27 protein-coding genes are annotated in these 26,408 nt (G+C 47.0%); 17 read left to right on the forward strand and 10 right to left on the reverse strand.

Annotation, left to right across the window (positions count from 1 at the left end; translation table 11 throughout):
* Positions 1-15: 15 nt before the first annotated feature.
* Both OLM56_RS09335 and hemN read left to right on the forward strand, forming a co-directional pair.
* A complete protein-coding gene (locus tag OLM56_RS09335; RefSeq protein WP_264526757.1) occupies positions 16-912 on the forward strand; it encodes a helix-turn-helix domain-containing protein in 897 nt (298 codons plus the stop codon).
* A 100-nt stretch (positions 913-1,012) separates the two neighbouring features.
* Positions 1,013-2,380, forward strand: coding sequence for an oxygen-independent coproporphyrinogen III oxidase (gene hemN / locus OLM56_RS09340; protein WP_264526758.1), 1,368 nt, complete (start codon positions 1,013-1,015; stop codon positions 2,378-2,380).
* 193 nt (positions 2,381-2,573) lie between these two features.
* On the opposite strand, the gene OLM56_RS09345 is transcribed toward hemN, so the two are convergent.
* The 8 genes from OLM56_RS09345 to OLM56_RS09380 are packed head-to-tail and all read right to left on the reverse strand — an operon-like array spanning position 2,574 to position 11,295.
* Positions 2,574-3,275 (reverse strand): sulfite exporter TauE/SafE family protein, encoded by a 702-nt coding sequence (locus tag OLM56_RS09345; RefSeq protein WP_264526759.1) that lies wholly within the window; start codon positions 3,273-3,275, stop codon positions 2,574-2,576.
* A gap of 6 nt (positions 3,276-3,281) precedes the next feature.
* Positions 3,282-3,734, reverse strand: coding sequence for a FixH family protein (locus tag OLM56_RS09350; RefSeq protein WP_182493918.1), 453 nt, complete (start codon positions 3,732-3,734; stop codon positions 3,282-3,284).
* A gap of 52 nt (positions 3,735-3,786) precedes the next feature.
* The gene (gene ccoG / locus OLM56_RS09355; protein WP_264526760.1) at positions 3,787-5,205 is read right to left on the reverse strand and encodes a cytochrome c oxidase accessory protein CcoG; all 1,419 of its coding nucleotides are present in this window, start codon (positions 5,203-5,205) and stop codon (positions 3,787-3,789) included.
* Between the two features lie 22 nt (positions 5,206-5,227).
* The gene (locus OLM56_RS09360) at positions 5,228-6,163 is read right to left on the reverse strand and encodes a cbb3-type cytochrome c oxidase N-terminal domain-containing protein (protein WP_264526761.1); all 936 of its coding nucleotides are present in this window, start codon (positions 6,161-6,163) and stop codon (positions 5,228-5,230) included.
* Positions 6,160-6,363 carry a CcoQ/FixQ family Cbb3-type cytochrome c oxidase assembly chaperone gene (locus tag OLM56_RS09365; protein ID WP_182493915.1) on the reverse strand — a complete coding sequence of 68 codons (204 nt, stop codon included), beginning with the start codon at positions 6,361-6,363 and terminating at the stop codon, positions 6,160-6,162. The genes OLM56_RS09360 and OLM56_RS09365 overlap by 4 nt, the downstream gene beginning before the upstream one ends.
* 4 nt (positions 6,364-6,367) lie before the next feature.
* A complete protein-coding gene (ccoN, locus tag OLM56_RS09370) occupies positions 6,368-8,560 on the reverse strand; it encodes a cytochrome-c oxidase, cbb3-type subunit I (protein WP_264526762.1) in 2,193 nt (730 codons plus the stop codon).
* Positions 8,561-8,612: 52 nt separating this feature from the next.
* Positions 8,613-8,840, reverse strand: coding sequence for a cbb3-type cytochrome oxidase assembly protein CcoS (ccoS, locus tag OLM56_RS09375; RefSeq protein ID WP_264526763.1), 228 nt, complete (start codon positions 8,838-8,840; stop codon positions 8,613-8,615).
* Between the two features lie 58 nt (positions 8,841-8,898).
* Entirely contained in the window at positions 8,899-11,295 is a 2,397-nt protein-coding gene (locus OLM56_RS09380; protein WP_264526764.1) for a heavy metal translocating P-type ATPase, read from the reverse strand.
* Between the two features lie 104 nt (positions 11,296-11,399).
* On the opposite strand from OLM56_RS09380, the gene OLM56_RS09385 reads away from it, so the two are divergent.
* A complete protein-coding gene (locus tag OLM56_RS09385) occupies positions 11,400-12,080 on the forward strand; it encodes a Crp/Fnr family transcriptional regulator (protein WP_121377345.1) in 681 nt (226 codons plus the stop codon).
* A gap of 99 nt (positions 12,081-12,179) precedes the next feature.
* Here the strand turns inward: OLM56_RS09385 and OLM56_RS09390 are convergent, their stop codons facing one another.
* The gene (locus OLM56_RS09390) at positions 12,180-12,476 is read right to left on the reverse strand and encodes a hypothetical protein (protein WP_264526765.1); all 297 of its coding nucleotides are present in this window, start codon (positions 12,474-12,476) and stop codon (positions 12,180-12,182) included.
* Positions 12,477-12,650: 174 nt separating this feature from the next.
* On the opposite strand from OLM56_RS09390, the gene OLM56_RS09395 reads away from it, so the two are divergent.
* The 12 genes from OLM56_RS09395 (at position 12,651) to OLM56_RS09450 (ending at position 24,772) form a co-directional block, all read left to right on the forward strand.
* The gene (locus tag OLM56_RS09395) at positions 12,651-13,316 is read left to right on the forward strand and encodes a sensor histidine kinase (RefSeq protein ID WP_264526766.1); all 666 of its coding nucleotides are present in this window, start codon (positions 12,651-12,653) and stop codon (positions 13,314-13,316) included.
* The gene (locus tag OLM56_RS09400; RefSeq protein ID WP_264526767.1) at positions 13,313-14,077 is read left to right on the forward strand and encodes a LytR/AlgR family response regulator transcription factor; all 765 of its coding nucleotides are present in this window, start codon (positions 13,313-13,315) and stop codon (positions 14,075-14,077) included. Before OLM56_RS09395 ends, OLM56_RS09400 begins: the two co-directional genes overlap by 4 nt.
* A 200-nt stretch (positions 14,078-14,277) precedes the next feature.
* Positions 14,278-14,967, forward strand: a complete 690-nt coding sequence (locus OLM56_RS09405; RefSeq protein ID WP_121377342.1) for a VIT family protein — start codon at positions 14,278-14,280, stop codon at positions 14,965-14,967.
* A 90-nt stretch (positions 14,968-15,057) separates the two neighbouring features.
* A complete protein-coding gene (locus OLM56_RS09410; protein ID WP_182493908.1) occupies positions 15,058-15,492 on the forward strand; it encodes a thioredoxin family protein in 435 nt (144 codons plus the stop codon).
* A gap of 10 nt (positions 15,493-15,502) precedes the next feature.
* Positions 15,503-16,432 (forward strand): FAD:protein FMN transferase, encoded by a 930-nt coding sequence (locus OLM56_RS09415; RefSeq protein ID WP_121377340.1) that lies wholly within the window; start codon positions 15,503-15,505, stop codon positions 16,430-16,432.
* On the forward strand, positions 16,429-16,644 hold the full coding sequence (locus tag OLM56_RS09420; protein WP_121377339.1) for a DUF4266 domain-containing protein: 216 nt from the start codon (positions 16,429-16,431) through the stop codon (positions 16,642-16,644). The genes OLM56_RS09415 and OLM56_RS09420 overlap by 4 nt, the downstream gene beginning before the upstream one ends.
* A gap of 19 nt (positions 16,645-16,663) precedes the next feature.
* Positions 16,664-17,851, forward strand: coding sequence for a DUF3570 domain-containing protein (locus OLM56_RS09425; RefSeq protein WP_264526768.1), 1,188 nt, complete (start codon positions 16,664-16,666; stop codon positions 17,849-17,851).
* A 286-nt stretch (positions 17,852-18,137) separates the two neighbouring features.
* The gene (locus tag OLM56_RS09430) at positions 18,138-18,899 is read left to right on the forward strand and encodes a hypothetical protein (RefSeq protein ID WP_264526769.1); all 762 of its coding nucleotides are present in this window, start codon (positions 18,138-18,140) and stop codon (positions 18,897-18,899) included.
* Positions 18,900-19,519: 620 nt separating this feature from the next.
* Entirely contained in the window at positions 19,520-20,074 is a 555-nt protein-coding gene (locus OLM56_RS09435; protein WP_264526770.1) for a hypothetical protein, read from the forward strand.
* A 264-nt stretch (positions 20,075-20,338) separates the two neighbouring features.
* A complete protein-coding gene (locus OLM56_RS09440) occupies positions 20,339-20,950 on the forward strand; it encodes a hypothetical protein (RefSeq protein WP_264526771.1) in 612 nt (203 codons plus the stop codon).
* A gap of 49 nt (positions 20,951-20,999) precedes the next feature.
* On the forward strand, positions 21,000-21,431 hold the full coding sequence (locus OLM56_RS09445) for a hypothetical protein (RefSeq protein WP_264526772.1): 432 nt from the start codon (positions 21,000-21,002) through the stop codon (positions 21,429-21,431).
* A 512-nt stretch (positions 21,432-21,943) separates the two neighbouring features.
* Entirely contained in the window at positions 21,944-24,772 is a 2,829-nt protein-coding gene (locus OLM56_RS09450; RefSeq protein WP_264526773.1) for a M16 family metallopeptidase, read from the forward strand.
* A gap of 129 nt (positions 24,773-24,901) precedes the next feature.
* Here the strand turns inward: OLM56_RS09450 and OLM56_RS09455 are convergent, their stop codons facing one another.
* Positions 24,902-25,279: a DUF6249 domain-containing protein gene (locus tag OLM56_RS09455; RefSeq protein WP_319800558.1), complete on the reverse strand. Its 378-nt coding sequence runs from the start codon at positions 25,277-25,279 to the stop codon at positions 24,902-24,904.
* A 101-nt stretch (positions 25,280-25,380) separates the two neighbouring features.
* On the opposite strand from OLM56_RS09455, the gene OLM56_RS09460 reads away from it, so the two are divergent.
* Both OLM56_RS09460 and OLM56_RS09465 read left to right on the forward strand, forming a co-directional pair.
* Positions 25,381-25,971 carry an RNA polymerase sigma factor gene (locus OLM56_RS09460; RefSeq protein WP_182493900.1) on the forward strand — a complete coding sequence of 197 codons (591 nt, stop codon included), beginning with the start codon at positions 25,381-25,383 and terminating at the stop codon, positions 25,969-25,971.
* The gene (locus OLM56_RS09465; protein ID WP_264526774.1) at positions 25,952-26,359 is read left to right on the forward strand and encodes a hypothetical protein; all 408 of its coding nucleotides are present in this window, start codon (positions 25,952-25,954) and stop codon (positions 26,357-26,359) included. Before OLM56_RS09460 ends, OLM56_RS09465 begins: the two co-directional genes overlap by 20 nt.
* Positions 26,360-26,408: the final 49 nt, after the last annotated feature.

Below are 26,408 nucleotides of genomic sequence, written 5' to 3' on the forward strand. Positions count from 1 at the left end.
TTCTTCTCCTTTTTTATGAAACATTACAAAACCATAAGCGAACTGCACCGCGCCGTTGGCTATCCGCCTCCAGAAAATCCTCTGGTGAGCTTGGTCGTGTGCGAAAGACTAGCGGAATGCTCTATAGGACAGAGCGAATTTACTACCGATTTTTACATGATCGCTTTCAAGAAGATCAAGTCGGGTTATGTGCTCTATGGCAGGACGAAATACGACCATGACGACGGCTCGATGATGTTCGTAAAGCCGCGACAGGTAATAGAAATCAACAATGTAGAACTCGAAGAAAAAGGCTTTATCATCTGGATCCACGAAGATTACCTGAACGGTTTCCATCTTCATTCCGAAATAAAGAAATACGGCTATTTTGATTACGAAGCCAACGAGGCGTTGCATCTTTCGGCCCGCGAAGAGCAGATTATCTGGGACCTTTACAGCAAGATAGATCAAGAATACTATAACAACCAAGACGAATACAGCCGCGAGATCATCATTGCGCATATCGATTCCATCTTAAAATACTCGCAGCGCTTCTACAAGAGACAGTTCATTAACAGGACAGAGCTGTCTGGCAAGACCGTATCTAAGTTTAATGACTTCCTGTCTTCGTATCTGGAAAACGGAAAGCTTCTCGAAAAAGGACTGCCGACCGTAAAGTCGCTCGCTGCCTTATTTAACCTTTCGCCGCGCTACCTCAGCGATTTGCTGAAACAGGAAACCGGCAAGACAGCCATGGAACTGATTCATATCTTCCTGATTTCCGAAGCCAAGAACCTGCTGCAAGGCTCTGAAAACTCGGTTTCTGAAACGGCCTATGCGCTTGGTTTTGACAACCCCCCGTATTTTTCGAGGCTTTTCAAGAAAGAAGTCGGCATAAGCCCGAACGAATACCGGAAGAACTTTCTGAATTAAGATATCGAATTCAGAACCATGCTGTTAAAATTAACGAACATGACAATTATCATTCTTTAAAAATGATAAGGGAAGTAGCTTTGGCATAAAATTACCGATCATGCCAAGCCATTCCCTTGTTCAAAAATACAATGTTCCTGGTCCTAGGTACACAAGCTATCCGACCGTGCCCTATTGGGACAGCAGCAATTTTAGTTATGAATCGTGGATGCAATCCTTCAAGAAATCCTTCCGCGAAAGCAATGCTTCCGAAGGCATCAGCATCTATATCCACTTGCCGTTCTGCGAGAGCCTCTGTACGTTCTGCGGCTGTACCAAACGCATCACCAAGAACCATACTGTCGAACAGCCGTATCTCGAAGCCGTCCTAAAAGAATGGCAGCTCTATTGCCATGAAATGGAGGAGAAGCCCGTGATCAAAGAGATACACCTCGGCGGCGGCACGCCTACCTTTTTTGCCGTAAAGCATCTGGAAGACCTTATCAATGGCATACTCAAGACGGCCACCAAGGCGAAGGATTTCGAATTCAGCTTTGAAGGACATCCCAACAATACCACCAAAGAGCACCTCCAGAAACTCTACGACCTCGGATTCCGCAGGGTAAGCTTTGGCGTTCAGGATTATTCCGAAACCGTCCAGAAAGCCATCCACCGCATCCAGCCGTTCCAGAATGTTGCCAAGGTAACGCTGTGGGCGAAGGAAATAGGCTATACCTCTGTAGGACACGACTTGGTCTTCGGACTGCCGTTCCAGACGATTGAAGATGTGGTCGATACCATCGAAAAGACCCGTTCCCTCAAGCCCGACCGATTGGCCTTTTACAGCTATGCCCATACGCCTTGGATCAAAGGCAACGGACAGCGCGGCTATAAGGACGAAGACATTCCGAAAGACGACGAAAAACGCAAGCTCTACGAAATAGGCAAGGCGCTCTTGCATTCCAACGGCTACCACGAAATTGGCATGGACCATTTTGCTCTTGCGACCGATTCGCTGTATAAAGCTTCAGCAGCAGGAAAGCTCCACCGCAATTTTATGGGCTACAGCCATTCCAAGACGCAGCTCATGATCGGATTGGGCGTATCGTCCATCAGCGACAGCTGGTACGGCTTTGCCCAGAACGTAAAAGACCTAGATGATTATTACCAATTGCTAGAATGGAACCAAGTACCCGTCAACCGCGGGCATATCCTTACCAAAGAAGACTTGATTATCCGACAGCACATACTCAACCTGATGTGCCGTTTTGAAACAACATGGAGCCGTCCGGAAGAATCTTTTCCAGAACTGCCAGCCGTACTTGAAAAACTATCCGAAATGCAAGACGATGGCCTGCTCCTGATTGAAGAAGGCAAACTTACCATTACCGAAATTGGCAAGCCTTTCCTAAGAAATGCCTGCATGGCATTTGATGTTCGATTGCAGCGCAGCGTACCAGAAACGCAGTTGTTTTCGATGGTTATTTGAGAAAGGTGCTAAGAGGCTAAGGTGCTGAGGTGCTGAGGTTTTGGCAGTTGTAGGCGATTAGCATTTGTGGAAATAAGAAATAAACAAAACTAATTATAGTAGCCTCTCATTATTGCAAGAACAAAACAAACCTCAGCGCCTTAGAACCTCAGTACCTTCCTAAAAACCTTAGTACCTCAGCACCTCAGTACCTCTACCCACAATCCGGCATCCCCTTCACAAACAAACTCATATTTCCCGGAGACACATACATAATATCCAAACCCATACCGCGGAGGATAAACAACGTTCCGATAAGGATTGTGGCAATCGGAATGACCTTCTGTAGTTTTGTCCTGAAGCTGGTGCTTAAAAAGCGGCCTGCATACGCCGCCACACTCAGCATAGGAATGGTTCCCAAGCCATACAAAGCCATATAGGCAATGCCCAAAGGAGCATGCTGCATGGCCAGCGCGCCGAACAAGGCCGCATAGACCAGTCCGCAGGGCAGGAACCCGTTAAGCAGGCCGATCAAAAACAAGGCGCTGCTGCTTTTTTTCTTGAACTGCCTTCCCAGTCCCGATTTTACTTTAGAAATGACGCTATAGACGGGCCGTGAAAAGTTATACCGCATAAAGACTTTTTCTGGAATGACAGCAATCAGTATCATAAAAACACCAACAATTACCGACAGCTGCTGCTGCATCCCAGCCAAGTAAAAGCCTTTTCCCAGCAGCCCAAAAACCAACCCGAGGCTGCTGTAGGCCGTGAGCCTTCCCAAATGATAGAGCAGGAGCTGGGCCGTCTTTCTAGCCTGGCTGCTGCGGTCAAGCGGCAGCATCATGGCAATAGGACCGCACATTCCCACGCAGTGGAGGCTGGAAATAAGCCCGAAGAAAAAAGCAGAGTATATCATTTGAGTCTAGTCTAGCGTAAGCTGTTCTTTGTTGAGGTAGCCGGTGCCCTCATACTTCCAGTCGATAATAATGTCCCAGCGGCCGCCAGCCAAATCACTTTTAGGTATGAGCAAATTAGAAGAAGACAGTGCGATCGGAATGGCAAAGTCTAATTTCTGGCTGGACGGCCTGTAGAGGGACACTTTTCCTGTAATATTCTTATAATCGAAGCCTTGAGGGAAACGTATGGTAATGCCGTTTTCTCCCGCTTCCAAGGCAACCTTGTGCTGTAATCTTGCGGCATTGTCTTCTTTGTCGAGCTGTGCCTGCAGTCCGGTTTCGTATTTGTAATAGTCTTCGATGACCAGCTCGTTGTCGTATTTGTGGTCTGATTGTACCAGAAAGACAAAGAACAGTATGAACGACATAAACAGTGCAAAAGCGATAAAGATTCCGGTTCCCCAGTTTAGTTTCTTCATGATTCCTATTTTTATGCATCCGCCTGCTTTAGGACAGGCGGCAGCGGTTGTATTAATTAAAGCTTCTTGGGCCTAGAAAATTAGTTCGTTCGGTCTCGATCAGCTGGTTTCCTTTATACACGCCGATCTCGATAGGCGTCTTGTCGCCTTCCAGAAAAGCCGGATTGATTTCCACAAACAGCGTTCCCTGAGCCATGCCTTCCTTGGCAATGCTAAACCGCGGCTTGCCTACGGTAGTGATGGTTCCTTTCGGACGCAGCAGCTCAAAATGAATGTCGTCAAAATCGTTTACGGTCTTGTTCACGACCTTGTAGGTATAGACATTGCTGATGTTTTCGCCCTTATGCTCGAACAACTGTCCAGGCAGCCGCAATATGGTGGCCTCGACATCGTTTCTCAAGAACAGCAGCCCGATAAAGATGCCTGTGAGGATGAACAGTACCGCCGTATAGCCTTTCATGCGCGCCGTAAACTCAAACGTTTTGTTTTTGGTAATCTCGTCTTCCGACGCATAGCGGATGAGTCCTTTCGGAAGGCTTACCTTTTCCATAATGGCATCGCATTCGTCGATACAGGCCGTACAGTTGATGCATTCCAGCTGCGTTCCGTTGCGGATGTCGATACCCGTAGGGCAGACGTTTACGCACTGCCTGCAATCGATACAGTCGCCTTTGCCGCTAAGCGTTCGATCTTCTCTTTTATCTATCTTGGCCCTGCCTTTTTCCTTTTCGCCTCGCACATGGTCATAGGCCACGATAATTGACTTGTTGTCCAACAGCACGCCCTGCAGCCTCCCGTAAGGACAGGCGATAATGCAGACCTGCTCGCGGAACCAGGCATAGACAAAATAAAAGACGCCTGTAAAAATCAATAAGGCGATAAAAGTACTGAGGTGGTTGGCCAAGGGCTCTTTTACCAGCCTGAACAGTTCGTCGCTGCCGATAAGGTAGGCGAGGAACACGTTGGCGATGCCGAAAGAAATGACGAAAAAGACCGTCCATTTCAAAACCCGCTTGCGGATTTTTTCGCTATCCCAGCGCTGCTTGTCCAATCGCAGCTGCGCCCCGCGGTCGCCATCAATCCAGAACTCGATCCTGCGGAAGACCATTTCCATAAAGATGGTCTGCGGGCAGATCCAGCCACAGAATATTCTTCCGAAGGCCACTGTAAACAGTGCCACGAATACGACGCCCACCAGCATCGAAATCACGAACAGGTAGAAATCCTGCGGCCAGAACGGAAACCCGAAGATGTTGAACTTGCGTTCTGTCACATTGAACAGCAAGAACTGATTGCCGTTTACCTTCACGAAAGGAGCCGCAAACAAGAACAGCAATAGAAAATAGCTGACGATCTTGCGCCTGTCGTACAGTTTTCCTGAAGGGATTTTTGGGAATACCCAGATTCTCTTTCCTTTATCATCTACGGTTCCTATCGCATCGCGAAAGGACTCATCCGGCATTTTTGGCATAACTCTTTATTTTTTCGGCACCCTAGTTTTGGGCTACCGTTTTAGCTTCTTCCGTTTTAGCGCCGGCTTCTTTAGGCGCGTTTTCGTCTACCCATACCTCGCCCTCGGCAGGCTTAGGGTCTTTGGGATTAGAGCCTTGCAACGACAATACATAGCTCGCTACCTGCTGTATTTCAGACGGTTTTAGCGTGCCTTTCCAAGCCACCATTCCTTTGCCGTCGCGTCCTCCTTCGGTAATCGTATGGAAGACGTTCTTGATGCCGCCGCCCAGAATCCAATGGTCGTCTGTCAGGTTAGGGCCTATGGCGCCTCCGGCATCCGGTCGGTGGCAGGCTATGCAGTTGGTTTGGAATACTGTCTTTCCTGCGGCAATATCGCCCGCATCCGTCAGCAGCGTTACCGTTTCGGCATCGATGAGGTCTTTGGCGGTCTTTTTATATTCTTCTACGGCCAGCTTGGCTTCGGCCATTTCGGTCTCGAATTCTTTGGTCTGGTCGTCGTGCCCGAAGATGTGGTACTTGGCCAGATAGATAAACGCAAAGACGATACAGGCATAGAACAATTTCGTCCACCACGGCGGCAGGTCGTTGTCAAGCTCCTTGATGCCGTCATAATCATGGCTGAGCAGCAGCTCGCCCTCTTCTTCAATCGGTCTGTCTTTTACCAGCCATTTTTTTATTTTTTTATACAGCTTGCTGTCCGTAATCTTTACTTCTTTAGCCTCTTCGAGCTGCCGGCGCTGTTCCTCGGTGAGCAGGTGATACGTCACGTTGTCTACCGCGGCCACGACCATTTCAATGGCAATCAGCAGGAACAGGAAGACGGCCAGAAATACAGAAATCATCGGATATTTCAAGAAAGCAGGCCGGTCGCCAGAGTCAATAAAATATTCCATTGCCAAGAATACGGCAAAGAAGATGATCGGTATCCTCAGGTATACCGGAAGTATTTTTTTCATGGCGTGTCGTTTTTGAGGTTATCGATTTCGTTCTCGCTCTCGAAAGGAATGTGGCTCAATTCTGCAATTTTTTCTTTCTTGTAGGTGTAGGTCCAGGCATATAGGACAACGAAGAACAAGAAGAAGATGAGCAGCGAAATGATCGGATAGATCTCGATGCCCGAGATGGTTTCCATATTGTGCTTGATAAACTTTAGCATGGCGTTAGTTTTTGGTTGTTGCTTCTTTGACTTTGATATCGGTTCCCATGCGCTGCAGGTAGGCAATCATCGGCACGATTTCTCTCTGGTACATCGGGATAAACGGATCGCCTTTGGCAGCAGCGGCCTTGCGGCTTTCCTCGTAGCTTTTCCTGAAATCAGGATCGGTATACAAGTTCTTTTCAATAGCCTGCGCCTGCTTGTTGATGGCGGCCTGCGCGTTGGCAATTTCCTCTTTGGTATACGGAACACCCAATTGCACCATCACTTCCATCTTTTTCTGGATGTCCGAATAGTCCATCGGCTTGTTGTCGAACAGCCATTTGTACGACGGCATGATCGATCCGGCCGAAGTGCTCCTCGGGTCCCACATATGGTTGAAGTGCCAGTTGTCGGAATATTTGCCTCCGATACGCATCAGGTCGGGTCCTGTTCTCTTAGAGCCCCACAGGAACGGATGGTCGTAGACGTATTCGCCCGACTTAGAATACTCGCCATAACGCTCGACTTCGGAACGGAACGGACGGATCATCTGCGAGTGGCAGCCCACGCAACCTTCGCGTATGTAGAGGTCGCGGCCTTCCAATTCCAAAGGCGTATACGGCTTGACCGCAGCAATGGTCGGGATGTTGGACTTGACCATGAGGGTCGGCACGATCTGTATGACACCGCCTATCAAGATGGCAATGGTGGCCAGGATGGTCAGCTGTATCGGTCTTCTTTCCAGCCATGGGTGGAACTTTTCGCCTTTCATCCTTTTGCTCGTGATTTTCTGCAAGGCTGGCGCTTCGGCCAATTCGTCTTCAATCGCCTTTCCTTGTTTTACGGTCTTCACGATGTTGTAGATCATCACAAAAAGCCCGATGATAAATAGCGTGCCGCCTATGGCTCTCATCCAGTACATCGGCATGATCTGTTTTACGGTTTCCAAGAAGTTGCCGTAGACCAAAGAACCGTCTGGATTGAACTGTTTCCACATCGAAGCCTGTGCAAATCCTGCCACATACATCGGCAGGGTATAGAGGATGATGCCCAGCGTACCGATCCAAAAGTGGACGTTGGCCAGTTTTTTAGAATATAAGGACGTTTTTGCCATGCGCGGAATCAGCCAGTAGATCATCCCGAAAGTCAGGAATCCGTTCCAAGCCAAGGCGCCAACGTGTACGTGGGCCACGATCCAGTCTGTAAAGTGAGCAATGGCGTTGACATTTTTAAGCGACAGCATCGGTCCTTCAAACGTGGCCATACCATAACCCGTAATCGCTACGACAAAGAATTTTAGTACCGGTTCCGTACGCACCTTGTCCCATACGCCTCTCAAGGTCAGCAGTCCGTTGATCATACCGCCCCAAGACGGAGCAATCAGCATGATAGAGAATACCACGCCCAAGTTCTGTGCCCAGTCGGGCAGGGCAGAATAGAGCAGGTGATGCGGACCCGCCCAGATATAGATAAAAATCAATGACCAGAAGTGGATGATAGAAAGCCTATACGAATAGACCGGGCGGTTGGCGGCCTTGGGCACAAAATAATACATGAGTCCCAAGAACGGCGTGGTCAGGAAGAAAGCCACGGCATTGTGGCCGTACCACCACTGTACGAGCGCATCCTGCACTCCGGCATAGACCGAATAGCTTTTTAGCGCGCCTACAGGCAGGGCAAGGCTGTTAAAGATGTGCAGCACGGCTACGGTCACAAAAGTGGCCAGATAGAACCAGATGGCTACATAGAGATGGCGTTCCCTTCTCTTGATAATTGTCCCGATCATGTTGATCCCGAACACCACCCATACTACGGCAATAGCAATATCTATCGGCCATTCCAGTTCGGCATATTCTTTAGAAGAGGTATAGCCTAATGGCAGGGTGATAGCGGCGGCCACAATGATAAACTGCCAGGCCCAAAAGTTGATGCTGCTCAGCAGGTCGCTGAACATCCTAGCCTTGAGCAGGCGCTGTAGCGAATAGTAGATACCCGCAAACGTAGCGTTCCCTACAAAAGCAAAGATAACGGCATTGGTATGCAGCGGTCGGAGCCTTCCGTAGCTCAGCCACGAAACGCCTTCTGTCAGGTTCGGGAAGAGGTACATGGAGGCAATCAAAAGCCCCACGAGCATCCCTACCGCACCCCAGATGATGGTCGCGTAAAGAAACTTCTTTACGATCTTGTTGTCATAATAAAACTGTTGTACTTCCATGCGTGATTTAAGATGTATTAGAGTATTAGAGGGTTAGTTATTTGTTGTGCTGCTATTTTGTATTGTAGGGTATAGGCGTATCGGGGAGGGGATTTTCCGTGTCCTTTTTCTTTTCTTTTTCTTCCTGTTTTTTCTTGACAATCTCATCGTCAAAAAGCATCCGGACCGACGGCGTATAGTCGTCGTCGTACTGCCCGTTGCGTACCGCTTTTACAAAGGCGATAAAGAAGCACACGGCTACGACGATGCTGATGGAGATTAATAAATAGATGACGCTCATACCTTGAGTTTATAGTGACAAAATTACTTTGGCGGGTGTTCTAAAAACATGATATTTATCATGCCCGTCCTTTTTTAGGGTTTAATTTTCGGGCGTAATAATTGCTCGCCAGCGTGACAAAGCTGATGATGGTCACGGTGCTCAGCGGCATGATGATGGCGGCTACCAGAGGCGACAGCCTGCCGCTCACCGCAAAGCCCAGTCCCACGACATTGTAGAGCAGCGACAGCGCAAAGCTCATCTTGATGGTTGCCAAGGCTTTTTTAGAGAGTTTCAGGAAATAGGCGAGCTGCGTGAACTCGGTCGCATCAAGTATGCCGTCGCAGGCCGGAGAGAACACATTGACGTTTTCGGAGATGGAAATTCCTACGCTGCTCTGCGCCAACGCGCCTGCATCATTAAGTCCGTCGCCCACCATCATTACGTTATGGCCCTGTTCCTGCCAGTTCTTGATGGCTTCCAGCTTCTGTTCGGGCTTCTGGTTAAAGAGCAGTTCCGTGCCCGGCAGCAGCATCTTTTCGAGCTGTGCCCGCTCGCCGTCGTTATCGCCCGATAGGATTTTTAGTTCGTAGCGCTGGCTCAGGCTGTCGAACAGCTGTTCAAGGCCCTTGCGGTATTGGTTGTCGAAAGTATAGCTTCCCTTGTAATCATTGTTGATGGCAATATGCACTTCCGTCTGTGCCGTGTTTGCAGCTTCGGTACATCCGACATACGAAGCCGCTCCCAGCTTGATGCAGTTTCCGTCAATAATGCCCTCGATGCCCTTTCCCGTACTTTCCTCAAAGCCGTGCACGGTACGCAATGTTGCGGCAGGCAACAACTCATACAGCCTGCGGCTTAGCGGATGGTTGGAGCCTCTGAGGAGATTTTTTATATACGACAGTTCAGTCGCCGATGGCAACACTCCCGTAAAGGCAATATCCGATGCCTTGCTGGTCGTTATCGTTCCCGTCTTGTCAAAGACAATCATGTCGGTCTTGGCAAGCTGCTCGATGACGCCCGCGTTCTTCAAATAAAGCTTCTGCCTTCCCATGATACGCAAGATATTGCCCATCGTAAAGGGAGCGGTCAGCGCCAAGGCACACGGACAGGCGACAATCAGCACCGCAGTGAATACATTAAAAGCCGTGTTGGCATCCCTAAAAATCCAGTAGCCGAATCCCGCAATGGCAATAAACAGCAGGGCAGGCGTGAAGTAGCGGCTGATGGCATCGGTGATGCTCCTGCGGTGCTGGGTGCTTTTCTTTTCAAAGACAGCGTTGCTCCACAGCTGGGTAAGGTAGCTATGGGAGACGGAGCTGAGCACTTGCATTTCTATAGGCTGCCCGAGCAGTCGGCCTCCGGCATAGATCTTGTCGCCTGATTCCTTGCGGATCGGGTCGGCCTCTCCGGTCACAAAACTATAGTCGATCTGGCAGCCCTTACTGATCACTATGCCATCTACGGGAATAAGCTCCTGATTGCGGATCAGCAGTCGGTCGCCTTTCTGGATGTCGTAGACAGGAACAGAAACTTCTTGCTGCTGCGTATTTACCTGCGTGACGGCTATCGGGAAATACGATTTAAAATCCCTTTCAAAAGAAAGGAAGCTATAGGTCTTCTGCTGGAACAGCCTGCCCACGAGCATAAAGAAGACCAAGGCGGTAAGGCTGTCGAAAAAGCCCTGCCCGTAGCCGAAGACGATGTCTACGGTACTCCTTACGAACATGACGATGATACCCAGCGCAATCGGAATGTCGATGTTGAACATGCCGTTGCGGATGCTCTTATAGGCCGAAACGTAATAGCCGCTGGCCGAATAGAGAAAGGAGGGCAGCGAGAGCGCGAAGATGAGCCAGCGGAAAAAGCCGCGGTACTGGTCGAGCCAGAACTCTTCGGTCTCAAAATACTCGGGAAACGAAAGCAGCATGATGTTGCCGAAGCAGAAAAAGGCGACGCCCAGCTTGTAGATAAGGCTGCGGTCGGTACCCTGCTTGCCGCTCTCGTAATTTTCGAGCGATATGTAAGGCTCGTAGCCGATGGAGCAGAGCATCAATACGATGTCCTTGAGGCCGGTTTCCTGCGGATTGAAAATAATGCGTACTTTTTTCTCGGAGAAATTGACCTGCGAAGTACCGATGCCCTTGTGGAGCCGGTGCAGGTTCTCGAGAATCCAGATGCAGGAACTGCAGTGGATGTGGGGGATATAGAGGGAGACGATGCTCGTTCCTTCTTCTTGAAATTCCAGCAGCCTTTCGGCTATCTTTTCATTGTCTAAAAAATCATACCTTCCGTTTACGGCCTGCGGCGTAGCGCCGGGCGTCCTTTCAAAGTCATAGTACGAAGAAAGCCCGTTGTTGGCGAAAATCTCATAGACCGTCTTGCAGCCCCTGCAGCAGAACGACTTGCCGTCAAAAACGATTTCTTCTTTTTGTATAACCTCCAGACCGCAGTGGAAACAACTTTGCGTGTCCATAATTTGCTCATTTACCTGATGCAAAGGTTGCAAATGCCTGAAGCGCAAACTATGATAATTATCATGCTTTTGCCTATCTTTGCAAAACTAATTCCCATTCCGCCATGAGCAAGTGTGAGCAATGCATCGTTCGAGAATTCAGTTCGCTAAAGGCCCTCAACAAGGAGGAGCTGCTAAAGATAGCGGACTGCAAATCGTCGTATACCATCAAAAAAGGAGAGCCTATTTTTGAGGAAGGCGAGAACGTCAACGGCATCTTCTGCGTCAAGGACGGAGTGTGCAAGCTGTCTAAGCTGAGCGCAAACGGCAAGGACCAGATCATCAAGCTGGTGTCTAAAGGAGAGCTGCTCGGGCAGCGCTCCATGATCAGCGACGAGCCGGCCAACCTGAGCGCCGTGGCGCTAGAAGACATGGAAGTCTGCTTTATACCCAAAAGCGATATCATGCCGCTCTTTAACCAGAACAATGCCTTTTCGATGAACGTGATGCGCGCTATCTGCGGCGACCTCAAGGAGGCCGACGATCATGTGGTAGACATGGCGCAGAAGACGGTACGCCAACGCCTGGCCGAAACGCTGCTGCACCTGCAAGATACGTTTGGCACGCAGGAAGACGGCAGCCTTAAGACCCAGCTGACGCGCGAAGAAATCGGCAGCCTTATCGGCACCGCTACCGAGAGCTGCATCCGCCTGCTGTCTGACTTTAACAAGAGCGGGCTTATCGAGCTCAAAGGCAAGAAGATCTTCTTAAGAGATATCAAAGGCTTGAAACGAGAAGCAGAATAATACCCGACGATACGCTACACCCCCTACGCTACTGTTCCGCAGCGATTGCATTTTTAGTTTGCGCATTTGGCCTTTGTAACAAAAACCAGAAAAGACCCACTAATAGCCCAATATCGTGCCCCGCCTGAAATGTATCGTATGGAAATTCAAGAAAAAACAAGCCTTATCAAAAAGAGCAGACTCAAGAGCCTGCTGCTGGTTGCTTTTACGTTTGTTGTTTCGTATGTGACCGTCTTTATCATCTTTCCCACTTCGTATTGGAATCGTTTGTTCGCCATGCCCACTTCCAAGCTGGTCGAAGACGTACTGGTCAACCTGCTGTTCTGCGTGGGTATCGTGGAGCTGAGCCTCTTTATAGACCGAAAGCTGAACAAAAGAATGTCGTGGATGGCGCATCCGTTTAGGCGCCTGCTGGTGCAGATGCTGTTCCAGATTCTTGGGGCCCTGTTCGCGATCGTCTGCCTGTCGTCCCTGTATCTGGTATTTGGCAACGTTGCCAATCCGCAGCCTTCGCCCGTCGGCTTGCGCGAAGGGCTCTATGTCGTTATCTCTATTATACTGTGGGCGCTGATGGTGAGCACCCTCAATACGGGCTACTTTTTATTGTACAATTGGAAGAGCGCTACCCTAAAGGCCGCAGAATATGAGATCAAGGCGGCACAGCACAAGCAGCTGGCGTCTGAAATCGAACTGCAGGCACTGAAGCTGCAGCTCGATCCGCACTTTGTCTTTAACAACCTGAGCGTACTTTCGGAACTGTTGCTGAAAGACCCGCAATTGGGCTATGAGTATACGGAGAACTTTACGAAAGTCTACCGCTACCTGCTTGTCAACTCCAAAAAGAAGCTGATTTCTTTGGCTGACGAACTGAAATTTCTGGATGCCTACCTGTTCCTGATCCGCCATAGGATGGGAGGTGGGTGCGTTTTTACGATTGCCATCGATGACTCCAAGCTCGGCATGATGCTGCCGCCCGTGACACTGCAGCTGTTTATCGAAAATGCCGTGAAATACAACCGTACGGAAGAAGAAAATCCGCTGGCCATCCATATCTATTCTACGGCCGACGATGCGCTGGTCGTGTCGAACACCCTGCTGCCGCTGGTCAAAAAGATGGAGTCTACAGGCATCGGCCTGCAGAACATCATCGACCGTTATGCCTTGCTGAGCGACCGAAAGCCTTCTGTAGTGCAGACGGATGACACCTTTACCGTAAAAGTACCTCTTATCTCATGAAGCTAGTACAAAAAATATTGATCTTAGAAGATGAAAAGCTCAATGCGGAGCGCATCAAAAGGCTGCTGCTCGAAATCAGGCCCGATGTCGAGATCGTCGGCATACTCGGCAGCGTGACCAAGGCGGCGGACTGGCTTTCTGCAAACGAATGTCCCGACCTGATCTTGATGGACGTGCAGTTGGCCGACGGCCTGAGCTTTGAAGTCTTTAACCGGGTGGATGTTCGATGTCCGGTGCTCTTTACGACAGCCTATGACGAATATGCCGTCAAGGCTTTCAAATACAACAGCGTGGACTACCTGCTCAAGCCGATAGACCAAGACGAACTCGAAGCGGCACTGGTCAAATTTGAAAACTCCCTACAGCCGCCATCGTCGTTATCTCCCTCTATTGAAGACCTGCTGGCCATGATGCAGCCGAAGGAGTACCGCACACGCTTTCTGCTGCCGTACCGCGATGCCTACCGCAAGATCAATGTAGAAGACATCGCCTTTTTTTATTCGCACCTCAATATCAGCTATGCCATCTTCTTTAATGGCGAAAAAGCCGTAGTGCCGCAGACGTTGGAAACGCTGGAACAAGAACTGGAGCCCAAGAACTTCTTTAGGATAAACCGCCAGTATATCGTGCAGGTCAATGCGGTGGAACAAGTGCATAATTTTTTTAACGGCAAGCTGAAACTCAAGATCAAGAACGCTGGCGAGGATGTGATCGTAAGCCGCACAAAGGCGCCTTTGTTTAAGCTCTGGATGGATTATTAAGCGCTTCTTTTAAAGACAGATATACAAGTAGGCCAATGCCTGCTTTTTTGTTTCGGTAAGCAGCGCAAGTTTATGCCAATCTTCTTGCAGGCCAAAAAAATGATCGTTGCAACCCAAGGGCAAAAAGAATTACTGCCTATTGGGATGCCTATTGTGTTCTTAATGAAAACCTTAGTATCTTTAGCATTAAATTCAACCCTATGCTAAACGAGACGCATTACATAAATCGGAGCGGCTGGCTCAGAGCAGCCGTACTGGGAGCCAATGACGGAATTCTTTCTACCACCAGCCTAGCCATCGGTATAGCCGCTGCATCCGATACGAGATCTCCTATAGTGCTGGCCGCCTTGGCCGGATTAGTTGCAGGGGCGCTTTCTATGGCCGCCGGAGAATATGTATCCGTAAGTTCCCAAAGCGATATTGAAAAATCAGATCTTCAGCGGGAAATAGAAGAATTAAAAGAAATGCCCGAATCGGAACTTGAAGAACTGACACAGATTTATATCCTAAGAGGGCTTTCTCCAGAACTCGCCAGAGAAGTGGCCTTGCAGCTAACAGCACACAATGCGCTCGAAAGCCATGCAAGGGATGAATTGGGAATCAATGAAATGACACAGGCCAAGCCTATGCAGGCCGCCCTTGCTTCTGCCTTGGCATTTCTCTGTGGAGGCATCCTGCCGCTACTGGTGGCTCTCTTCGGCGCCATGCGCTATATGGTACCGCTGCAGTATGGTTTTGCGATTCTCTTTCTTGCCATTTCTGGAACATTGGCCGCAAAGGCTGGCGGGTCAAATAAGATCAAATCCGTAGTCCGTATCTGCATTTGGGGCACCGTTGCCATGGCTGCCTCAGCCTTGGTAGGATATGTTTTCGGCGTGCAGGCTCCATGACCCTGTCAATCTTAAGCAAATCTTAAGAATGCGATAATACTTTTCTTCTTCGGCGCTGCGTTACTTAGCTATAACAATAAACGTACTGTGATGAAGCTCTTGACCTGCTGCCTGCTATTGGCACTTATCCCCCTGAAATGGGGCACTGATTTTGAATCTGCTAAAAAAGACGCTAAGGAAAAAAAACAGATGATCCTGCTCAACTTCTCAGGATCGGACTGGTGCGCTCCCTGCGTGGCGACTAAAAGAGATTTCTTTGAAAACGACTCCTTTATCGCCATGGCCAAAGACAACCTCGTGCTTGTTAATGCTGACTTTCCGAGAAAAAAGAAGAACCAGCTTTCTCCAGAGCAGACCCAGAAAAATGAGGCACTTGCCGAAAAATACAACAAGGAGGGCAATTTTCCGCTTACGCTGCTGCTGGACTCCAACGGGAAAGTCATAAAGTCATGGGCAGGAAGACCTGAAGTTCCTGTCGATAAATGGGTAAAAGAAATCAAGTCCCTCTGCGAATCTCATAAATAAGCAAATCCCAATGCTAGAATTTTCACAAACGCTCAGGCTGATGGGAAATAGTTTTACCATTACGGTGGCAAGCGACTCAAAGGCAGCGGCAGCAATCCATATCGATACCGCTATAGAAGAAATACGGCGTATCGAAAGGCTGCTTACCACCTTCGACGAGAGCAGCCAGACCTGCCTTATTAATAGCAATGCCGGCATAGCACCCGTAAAAGTCGATGCAGAAGTATTTGATCTGGTACAGCGAAGCTTAAGTATTTCACAGATTACCCAAGGCGCCTTTGACATAAGCTACGGGAGCATCGACAAGACGCTCTGGAATTTTGACAGGAGCATGACCCGGCTGCCTTCTCGGGAGCAGGCCCTAAAGATGGTACACCTCATAGATTACAGAAATATCATTCTCGATGCGGAGAACGGTACCGTATTTCTTAAGAACGAGGGCATGCGGATAGGGTTTGGGGGTATCGGGAAAGGGTATGCCGCAGAAATGGCAAAGAGGCTGCTCATGAGCAAAGGCGTGCTGAGCGGCATCATAAATGCCAGCGGAGATCTAACGGCGTGGGGGCAGCAGCCCTCGGGCAAGCCCTGGAGGATAGGAATATCAAATCCTGACCGCCCCGAAGACATCTTCTCTTATCTGGACATCAGCGGAAAAGCGGTTGCGACGTCTGGCAACTATGAAAAATACGTAATGATAGGCGGAAAGAAATACTCGCATACCATAGACCCAAAGACTGGGCTGCCCGTATCCGGCATCAAAAGCGTAACGGTAATCAGCGGCAATGCCGAATTTGCAGATGCCATGGCGACTCCGATAGCAGTGATGGGAATAAAGGCGGGCTTGTATCTTGTAGACCAGATACCCGACCTGCACTGCATCATAATCGATGATAATAACAAGCTGTACACTTCAAAAAACATAAATCTCACATCAACATGAAACATCTTCCCCTATGGATAGCGGCAGGCTTTATGGCCATGGCTTCTGGGTGCTCGCCTGTAAAGGAGTACCAAAAAAACAAGATCAACGATTCCGATATGGTATTGTCTAACAGGAAAGTAGAAAAGACAGAACTGAGTTTCCAGTCCTATAGAGAAGGTTCGTCGGGTGCCAATGCAGGAAAAAGCGGCGGCGGATGCGGATGCAATTAACCCCTAGCATAAAGACAAAATGAAAAGAATATTTATAACGGGCTTTGCCCTATTGGGGTTATTCAAGGCCTATGCCCAAAATGACCCTGCAGATTCAACTTCTTATAAGTCTAAAAAGCTTAAGATCGAGGAAATCAATCTTGTATCCAGCTATTATAGGCAGGACGGAAATAATTCGGCTGTGACAGGCGGAGAAGGGACAGAGAAGCTGACCGATATTTCTAACGCTATAGACCTGAGGGTGGTAAAATATGGCGAAAACAATATCAAGCATACCTTTGACTTCGAGGTGGGCGTAGACCATTATTCGTCTGCTTCTTCCGACAAGATAGACCTTAGTGCCAATTCTTCTGCATCGTCTTCTGATATGAGGGTCTATCCTTCTCTAAACTATATCAGGGAAAACGAAGAGAAAGGACGCGCTATGGGCATCGGCATTTCGTCTTCTTCGGAATACGACTACCAGTCTTTTGGAGGAAACATAAGCTTTTCACAAAAGACTAAAGATCGAAACGGGGAATTTGGGGCAAAATTCCAAGCTTATCTTGATCAGGTCAAGATGCTTGCCCCTATAGAGCTGAGAGGTCTGCCCAATGTTGATGATTCCGGCAATGCCTCCAGAAATACGTTTGTGGGATCCCTGACGTATTCGCAGATAGTAAGCAAAAACTTCCAAGTAATGTTCCAAGCCGATCTGGTATCGCAGCAGGGCTATCTTTCCCTGCCCTTCCATAGGGTCTATTTTACGGACGGATCCGTACACCAAGAGAAGCTTCCGGACAGCCGACTCAAGATACCTCTGGCAGCAAGGGCAAGCTACTTTTTAGGAGATAATATGGTCCTACGCGGCTATTACCGTTTCTATACCGATGACTGGGGCATCCAGTCGCATACGGCAGATATCGAGATTCCGGTAAAAATCTCGTCATTTGTCTCGGTATCTCCCTTCTATAGGTATTATACCCAGACGGCGGCAAAGTATTTCAAAGGCTATGAGATGCATGGTCCGCAAAGCGATTTTTACACCAGCAATTACGATCTTTCAAAATTTGACAGCAGTTTCTTCGGCCTTGGACTGCGGCTGACGCCTGTCAATGGAGTTTTTGGCATCAAACGCCTAAACATGCTCGAAATACGCTATGGACATTATGTCCGATCTAACAATCTCGATTCCGATATTATCAGCATCAATCTGAGGTTCAAGTAACAGGATTTACTTACAACAAAGGAGGCAGTATTGCCTCCTTTGTTGTTTTACGCAAAAAGTAGCCACTCCTGCCGAGGCGAAAGCACTACGCTATACGGAATAGCTTTGTCCTTTGCGGGTACTGCCTTTGCAGCGAAACCTTGCTGGAAAAAAACATCTGTATCGCTTCACTCTCCCTGATTGACAGTTCACTCGGCAGTTTAGCCGTTTCGCTCAATAAAGCGCCCAAAGGCCCGACTGCTGCCTGTAATTTTGCCCCATCGAAATACTAAACAATAGAAGAATTATGAAAAAAAGAAATGTCATGGCAGGGGGAGCTGCTGCTCAAGGAAAAGCAATAGTAAGAGTACAAGAGAATAGAATGAAGCTACTACTGGTGGTGCTTCTGCTGGCCCTATCTACGGTGACGGCGTTCGCCCAAAAATCGGCAGTGCTGGATGCTTTTTCCAGACATGGAATTGATGCTGCACTATTGAATCCCGAGAGCCTCCAGATGCCTAAAGATCATTCGTATGAGCTGACGCAGACTACGATAACAGCGGGCAGCGAAAAGGTTACCGTGGCACAGTTTGACCCGTCTAAGCCAAAAGAAGAGCAGTGGACGGTAGTTTCTATAGACGGCAAGTCGCCGTATAAATCGGATATCAATTCGTTCCGAAAAAACCAGAACAAGCAGGCGGGTACGGCCCAGACCGATGATGCTACCTATAAGATCGAAAAGGAAACGCCAGCCCAATTGATTATCAGCTATAAGCAGAATCCTGCTGCCGGCGACAAGGACGGGGCTTTTATGAAAGACTGCCGCCTATATATGACAATAAACCTCAAGACCAAAAGGCTAGAGCAGGTACAAGTGCTCAATGAAAAGCCGTTGAAGATCAAGATCGTCAATGCCGAAAAGTTTGACATGGTGATACGATACGCTTGGAACGAGCAGGCAAAACGCTACTTCACTGTACGCGAAAACCTGAACATGCTCGTGAAATTCCTAGGACAGGGAACTGAGGTGCAGACCATTTCGGAATACTCGAATTATAGCAGGAGATAACCGCCATTTAGGATCAGATCGTAAGTTTAATAGTTGATTTTTACCGCCCGCCGGGCTCCTGACTGGGAGCCTGGCGGGCCCTTTTTTGTTTGGGAGTGCTGTGATGGCCCTTATCTTCCAGTTTTGTTCGGGTTTCGTTCGGGTTTTGCTTGTTTTTTGAGGTATAGGGGCGATTAAAAGTGAAGGGTTTCCGCAAGGGGATTGGGAGGTGACTGGGAGATAACTGGGAGATAACTGGGAGAACATACGGTATGGATACGGTATGGATACGGTATGGGTGCCGTATAGGCCCAGTATGGCTTGCTGTAAAAAAGCTTGTTTTTTGGATTTTTCGTGTGCTTTTAGGACAAAAGCAGCGGTGTTGTATATTTGATGCTAATATACTAATTTTAGGGCACTTATCGTTTATATCGTAACTAAAATTCGACACCATGGCAAAAAATATAGGCCCTATCCAGTTTACGGGAAAATTGGGCGACATCTCTGGCCGCAGTACTTCATTTGGCAATATCCTCCAGACGCCCGGAGGTTTTAAGGGCGAACGCATCAAGACCGAAGACCGCTACATCAAGACGCGCCAGCTGAACAGCGAGTTCAGCCGCTGCGCGAAGATTTCGTCGGTGTTGTATAAGAGCCTGGGCTGGCATTTAAAGACGATTCCGGATACGTATGTGTATGGGCATATCCAAGGGCGTATCTGTGCCATCAAGGAATGCGACGAGCAGTCGCCTAAAGGCGAAAAGACGGTAGCCCGAGGGCTGGCGACGCAAAAAGGGCAGTTGCTGTTAAGGGATTTTTCGTTTAACCGTAAAAGGGATATGACTCCTGCCTTGATGATTTCTGCTCGGTTTTCTCTTGACGAAGGCAGGCTGTCTCTGCCACAGTTTGACGTGTCGCGGGCGGTTTCGCCAAGAGGGGCAAAACATCTTGGATTGCAATTAGTGCTCTTGCGCTTGGATACGGAAACGCCTGCCGTGGCGGTAGCGTTGAGTGAGATGGTTTTTATGCCGTTGGATTCGGAACGTAAGGATATTGTATTGCAGTCGGCTTTGCCGGAAGGTGAAGGTATGTTGATTGGGTTATTGTATGCTGGGTTTTGTGGTGAAGACCATGGAGAGTTGTTTTGGAGAAGGGATTGGAGGAATAGTTTGGGGGTTGTAGGGATGGAAGTTTGAATAGGAACAACTATGTTAAAATTTGAAAGGCATAGATGTTAAAATATATTGCTGATTACAACCATAATGATGGCTTTTGCCGATAGATAGTATTATTACAAATTAGAAAATAAAAACTATCGTATAACGACTTTTTGGCAAGATTGGTGTTTTTGGTAAGACTATCGTTTTAAATCGTATTTTCGTTTCAGTAGGAGGTACTTTGTTTTTTAGCCTTACATTATCAACTATTTTTGAAATCTCTAGTTATTAGTAAAATAATATATGAAAGAAATTGACATTCTAAATCAAGTAAACGAGTTTTACAATTCTGCTTGGGAAAAACTTTTAGTCGTGGGAACAATTGCTCTGACAATAGTTGGTATTATAGCTCCTATAATGATGCAATGGTATCAAAAACGCACGTTAAAACTAAGTGAAGAACATTTACGTGAAGTTCTTAGAAAAGAAATTGAAAGTTCTAAAATTCAACTAAAAGAAGAAATAGAAGCATTAGTCAATGAAAAGTTTAAAAAATCTAAGAATTCTTTAAAGCGTAAATCTAAAATACTTTATAACAATTCTGAAGGAGGGCTTTATTTCATTCAAGCAAACAATCAAATGGATGATAAAAAATACTACCAAGCTACTTTGAGTTATGGTACAGCAATTGACTATTATCGAAAAGCTAAAAATTTTGTGTCAATTCAAGACATTTTACCTTATTTAGTAGATTGTCTTAAAAAGATAAAGAAAACAGATATTAATGAGTTGAAAAAAGTAGATAATGTAGATTTGGATAAGATCTTAACTAAAGTTCTAAATACGGATAAGTATGGCGTAGTAAGAAATGCTATTCTTGAAGATATTTATCAACAATATAACTACTTTAAATAAGATTTAATATTAGTAAGATATATGTTTAGAATAATAATTTTAGACAAAAATGAACTACAATAAAAAACGACACGAATTGCTCGAAATTATTTATTCCAATGGTGATTATCCTGATGTTGGAGATAATACCACATTTGCTAGTTTCAATCTTGATGAATTAAAAGGGATACTACGAATTTCAAAAGTTCATACTGTCTTACTTTTAAGAACTCTTATAGATACCGGAGAAATTGTAAAATTAAAAGAAGATCTATTTACAATTTCTACTCTAGGTATGCATGCTTGTACAACAAATAAATATTTAAAAGCTTATCGAAAATCTATAATTGATAATATCAAAGACGTAGCCAGCATTGTGGTGCCAATTTTATCATTAATTGTAGCAATTATGGCTATTGCATTGAAATCTGATAGTGTCTCGAAAAAAGATTTTCAAAAACTTCATGAGAGATTAGAGGAATTAGAGAAGAAAAGCAATTAAATTGAACAGAATATTTAGTTGAGAGTCTATCAACACAAATTGAGAATAGTTCACAGTAATTAAGATCTATCGCAGAGGTAAAGGTGTTTAGGGCTTGCAAATTCGTACATTCCTATGAAGCTTCTTTTGAGTAGAAATAACAATCTGCAGAGCGGTCTTAAAGAAGAACATATTTTGAAATAACAAAGTATAATAGGTGTCTTAAATTTTCATACTTTGAGGAAACCCGTAAGGAAACACGATTCATTATCAATAAGTTTGGCTTTTCAGACTAACCAGTCCTAAAAAGATTAGCCTCTAACGGCACCTAACCAACCAATCAACCAAAGAAAAGCGGGGAACTCCCTGCTTTTTTTATTTGGAAAAAGTCCTTCTTTAAAGACATTCTTATTTTTAATAAAAAGCATCGTATAAAACATGTAACAAAAAATAAGTGTGCATGACAAATGTATAATTGCAATAGTCTCGTAAGTAGGCTGTTGCTGATCTAGTAAGCTTAAAACTAAAACCAAATGACAAACAAATTATTTAAAATCATTGCCGCTGTCGGGTTCTATGGAGCGGTCTGCCTGATGGCTTCGGAAAACGCGACGGCGCAGAACCTAAGCGAGAAGCTGACTACCGATCCGAAAACGACTACAGGCGTATTAAAGAACGGAATGAAGTATTATATCCGTCCGAACAGCAAGCCAGAGAATAAAGTAGAACTTCGCTTGGTCATCAATACCGGGTCGCTTATGGAGGACGACGATCAGCAGGGACTTGCCCACTTTACGGAGCATATGCTGTTTAACGGGACGAAGAATTTCCCGAAGAATAAACTGGTCGACAACCTGCAGTCTATGGGCGTGCAGTTTGGGGCCGACCTGAATGCGCAGACTGGCTTTGACGAGACGGTCTATATGCTGCCTATTCCTACCGATAACCCTAAAAATCTAGAGACCGGTTTCCAGATCTTGCAAGACTGGGCGCAAGGCGCTTTGATGACCGATAAGGACATTAACGAGGAACGAAACGTAGTGTTGGAAGAGGCAAGAGCCGATTTGGGTGCTAGCGACAGGCTCCAAAAAAAGTTTCTGCCTCGACTGTTGAATTCGAGATATAGCGAAAGGCTTCCGATAGGGAAAGATGACCTGCTGCGAAGCTTTAAGCCTGATGTGTTACGACGATTCTATAAAGACTGGTACCGTCCGGATCTGATGGCTGTGGTGGTGGTAGGCGATATTACGGCTGAAAAGGGAGAGGCCTTGGTGAAAAAGTATTTCAGCACGCTTGTGAATCCGACTCAATCGAGAGCACGCATTGCGTATGGCGCGAATCCATATACAAAACAAGAAGTGATGTTCCTGACGGATCCTGAGCAGCCGTCGACACGATTATCGATCAACTTCTCGCCGCGAAAAACAGAAGCCGACAAAACGGTTGGCGATTACAGGAATACCTTGGTGGAGCAGTTAGCCTTTAGCGCTATCAACCGCCGTTATCGCGACCTTGCGTCTGCGGCTGTACCGCCATTTACAGCGGCACAGACCAGCAATTCGAGCTACATCAGGAACTACCAAGCGCTTAGCGTAACGGTACTGCCGGTAAGCGACCTGACTACGGCTTTGAATGCTGCCGTTGGAGAATTGGTCAGCATCCAAGAGTATGGATTTGGCAAAGAAGAACTGGAATTGGTGAAAAAGAACGTCCTTAGCTATATAGAAAAACAGTATAACGAACGTACTACCACCAATTCAGCGGCGTATCTCGAAGAATACGAGCAAAACTTTTTAGTCGGAGAGGCTTTTCCTGGTATCGAGAAAGAAGTGGAATTATACAGAACATTGCTGCCAGGCATTACGGCCGAAGAAGTGACGGCGGCTTTCAACAAGCTGTTTTCAAAAGAAGACAAGGAGAAATTCTTTGCTTTTGTGCTAAGTCCAGAAACAAAAGACGCTGCCATACATAATGAGGCTACCTTGCTGGCTGCGATACAAAAATCATTCGCGCAAAAAGTAGAGAAAAAAGCAGAAGTTGTGGTAAGCACGACGCTTTTAGACAAGATGCCTGCAAAAGGGACAATTGCTAAAGTAGAAAAGAATGCCAAGCTGCAGACCACTACGTATACGTTGGGCAACGGTATCAAAGTCACTGTAAAGCCAACGACATTCAAGAGCGATGAAATCCTTTTCAAAGGAGTCAAAAAAGGAGGAACAAATAGCTATGGCGTGGCAGACAAAATCACGGCATCGATGCTGGGCAGCCTAATCGAAACGATGGGGTATGGCAAATTTACGCCTACCGACCTTAGTAAAGCCTTGGCCGGAAAGAATATCGCCCTGCAGCATGCTATGGACGAGACTACGAATGAAGTGGAAGGCCGTTCTGACATCAAAAATATCGAGAGCCTTTTACAGCTGAACTATCTGGAACTGACAGCGCCTCGTCTTGACCAGAACTTATTCAACGGTTTTGTCAGCAAGATGCAGATGCAGCTTAAGTTTATCAAATCGAATCCTCAGGCGGCTTTTGTAGATAGCTTGGTAACCGTAATGTACAACAACAGTCCGCTGCGCCCTGTAGTAATCCCTTCGGAAGCAGAGATGAAATCGTTAAACGCACAGCGTGCTATCGACATTTACAAAAAAGAGTTTACATCGGCAGACGGCTATCATTTCTTTTTGGTCGGCAATGTAGACGAAGCTACGCTGAAACCGCTATTGGAGCAGTATCTGGCTTCGCTGCCTGCCGCTGGCACAGCACCTAAGTTTGTAGACAACGGACTGCGACTAAAATCAGGAAACAACAAGTTTGTATTCAAAAAAGGAACAGAGCCTCAAAGTCTTGTCGTAGCGCAATACTTTGGAGAAGTGCCTTATAGCGAAGACATGGCATTAAAAGCCAATATGATAGGTGATATTCTTACGATACGCGTTATTGAAAAACTACGCGAGGAGATGGGATCGATCTACAGCGGCGGCTTTAGCGGCTCGTTAGAAAAAGAGCCGTATTCGCATTACAGTATCGAGACACAGCTTCCGACAGGTCCGGAGAATGTGGATCCGATCCTGAAGCAGACCGAAGCTGAAATCGCCAAGCTTAAAAAAGAGGGTCCAGAGCAGAAAGACCTTGACAAAGTACGAATTGCCATTATCGAAAAAAGAAAAGAAGAGATAAAGACAAACCAATATTGGCTTTCTAAACTACAGCAATTGGAATTTTCGGGATATAGCACCGACAGGTTCCTGGCTTTTGAAAACGAAATTAACAAGATTTCGGTTCAAGACATTAAGAAAGCAGCCAATACGTTTTTTGACGGAAAAAATAGCTTTATCGGAGTTCTTAATCCAGAAAAATAAGCCTATCACTTTGATAGTTAGAAAGGCCGCACATTGTGCGGCCTTTTTTCTTTTAAGCAAGCTTGTGCCTAAACAAAAAAGCGCAGGATTTAATCCTGCGCTCTCCAATATAAACAAAAATCTAACTTTCTATTGTTCTAGCTTTTTGGATAGGGTAAAGCCGATATACAAGCTTAATCCGGCCATGATAAAGATAATAGCCGTATTTGCCGCATCGCTGTCAAGCGCGGTATACGCCTGCAATATCGAGATAATCAGCAGGCCGATGCCGATGCCCATCAGCAGGAGCGACAGGTTGAGCAGCAGCAACTTCCAGACAGGAATATTGCTGGGCGCGCTTTTAAACAGGCTGGCGTCGACACCTTTTTCGATCAGGGCGAGGCGCTCGCGGTTGCGGGTGGATAAGTGCAGGTAGACGATTCCGAAGATCATTGCAAACAAGCTTACCGGGATTATGATTTTTTCCATGATTGATGATTTTAAAGTTTTACTAATTTGTATCTGCACCTTATGACGACAACTTTTGGTGGCAGGTTACACCTTTTGCAAAAAAAATATTTTTTACTTTAGCTGTAACCCATCGTCCACTAACATCGTCTTATGTTGATATGGCACAACCCGACGACCGACATTTTATTGACCGAGCTCTTGCAGGCGACACCCAGGCTTTTGCCTTGCTGGTGGACCGCTACAAGAACCTTGTCTATACGCTGGCCTTGCGACTGATCAAAAATACAGAAGAAGCAGAAGAAGCCGCGCAAGATACTTTTATAAAGGTATTCCGGTCATTGGACAAGTTTAAGGGCGAGTCTAAGTTTTCGACTTGGATGTATAAGATTACGTATAATACCTGCCTGGACCGGCTGAAAAAACAAAAGGCAGCGCCCTATGCAGTACCTATAGACGATTATGGTACGCGACAACTGGCGGTGACCGAAAATATACTGGATAGGCTCGACGAACAGCAGCGGCACCGTGCCATACAGGAATGTCTGAAACTGCTGCCCGGCGACGAGGCTTTTTTGCTGACCTTGTATTATTTTGAAGAACAGTCGCTGGAAGAAATCGCTCAAGTGCTTGGCATCAAGGCGAACAACGTAAAAGTAAAACTCTTCCGCTGCCGCAAAAGGCTGGGAGACATAATAAGAATGAAGCTCGAACCCGAAATGATTAGCGTTTATGAAAGAGAACGAAAATAACGAATTGGAAAGGCTGGCGGACAAGGCCATGCAAGGCCTGCCGCTGGAAACGCCTTCTTTTGATTTTACGGCCCGCGTAATGGCCCAGACTGCCGCGATTCCGAAAAAGGCGGCGCCTGTGTATGTTCCGCTGCTGCCGGGCTATTTTTGGCTGCTGCTGGCCGTGGCGTTAGCAGGACTGCTAGGGTATGCTTATTTTACAGAAGGCGCCGCAACACCCGTATCCGAAGGTACCGGCTTGAAAGCGCTGTATGGCTCTGCCTTGGATGATATGGCTTCGACCTTGCAATTCTCCAAAACGACCATGTATGCAGCCGTGGCCTTATTGCTGTCTGTATTGGCACAAATTCCTATCGTGAGGAGCCGTTTCAACGCTGCTGCACGCTAGGGGAGAATACGAATACGGCAGGCGATAAACACTATTGTTTATGCCTGCC

Origin of the sequence: Flavobacterium sp. N2550 (assembly GCF_025947265.1) — a bacterium.
In the GTDB taxonomy this organism is placed as follows: Bacteria; Bacteroidota; Bacteroidia; order Flavobacteriales; family Flavobacteriaceae; genus Flavobacterium; species Flavobacterium endophyticum.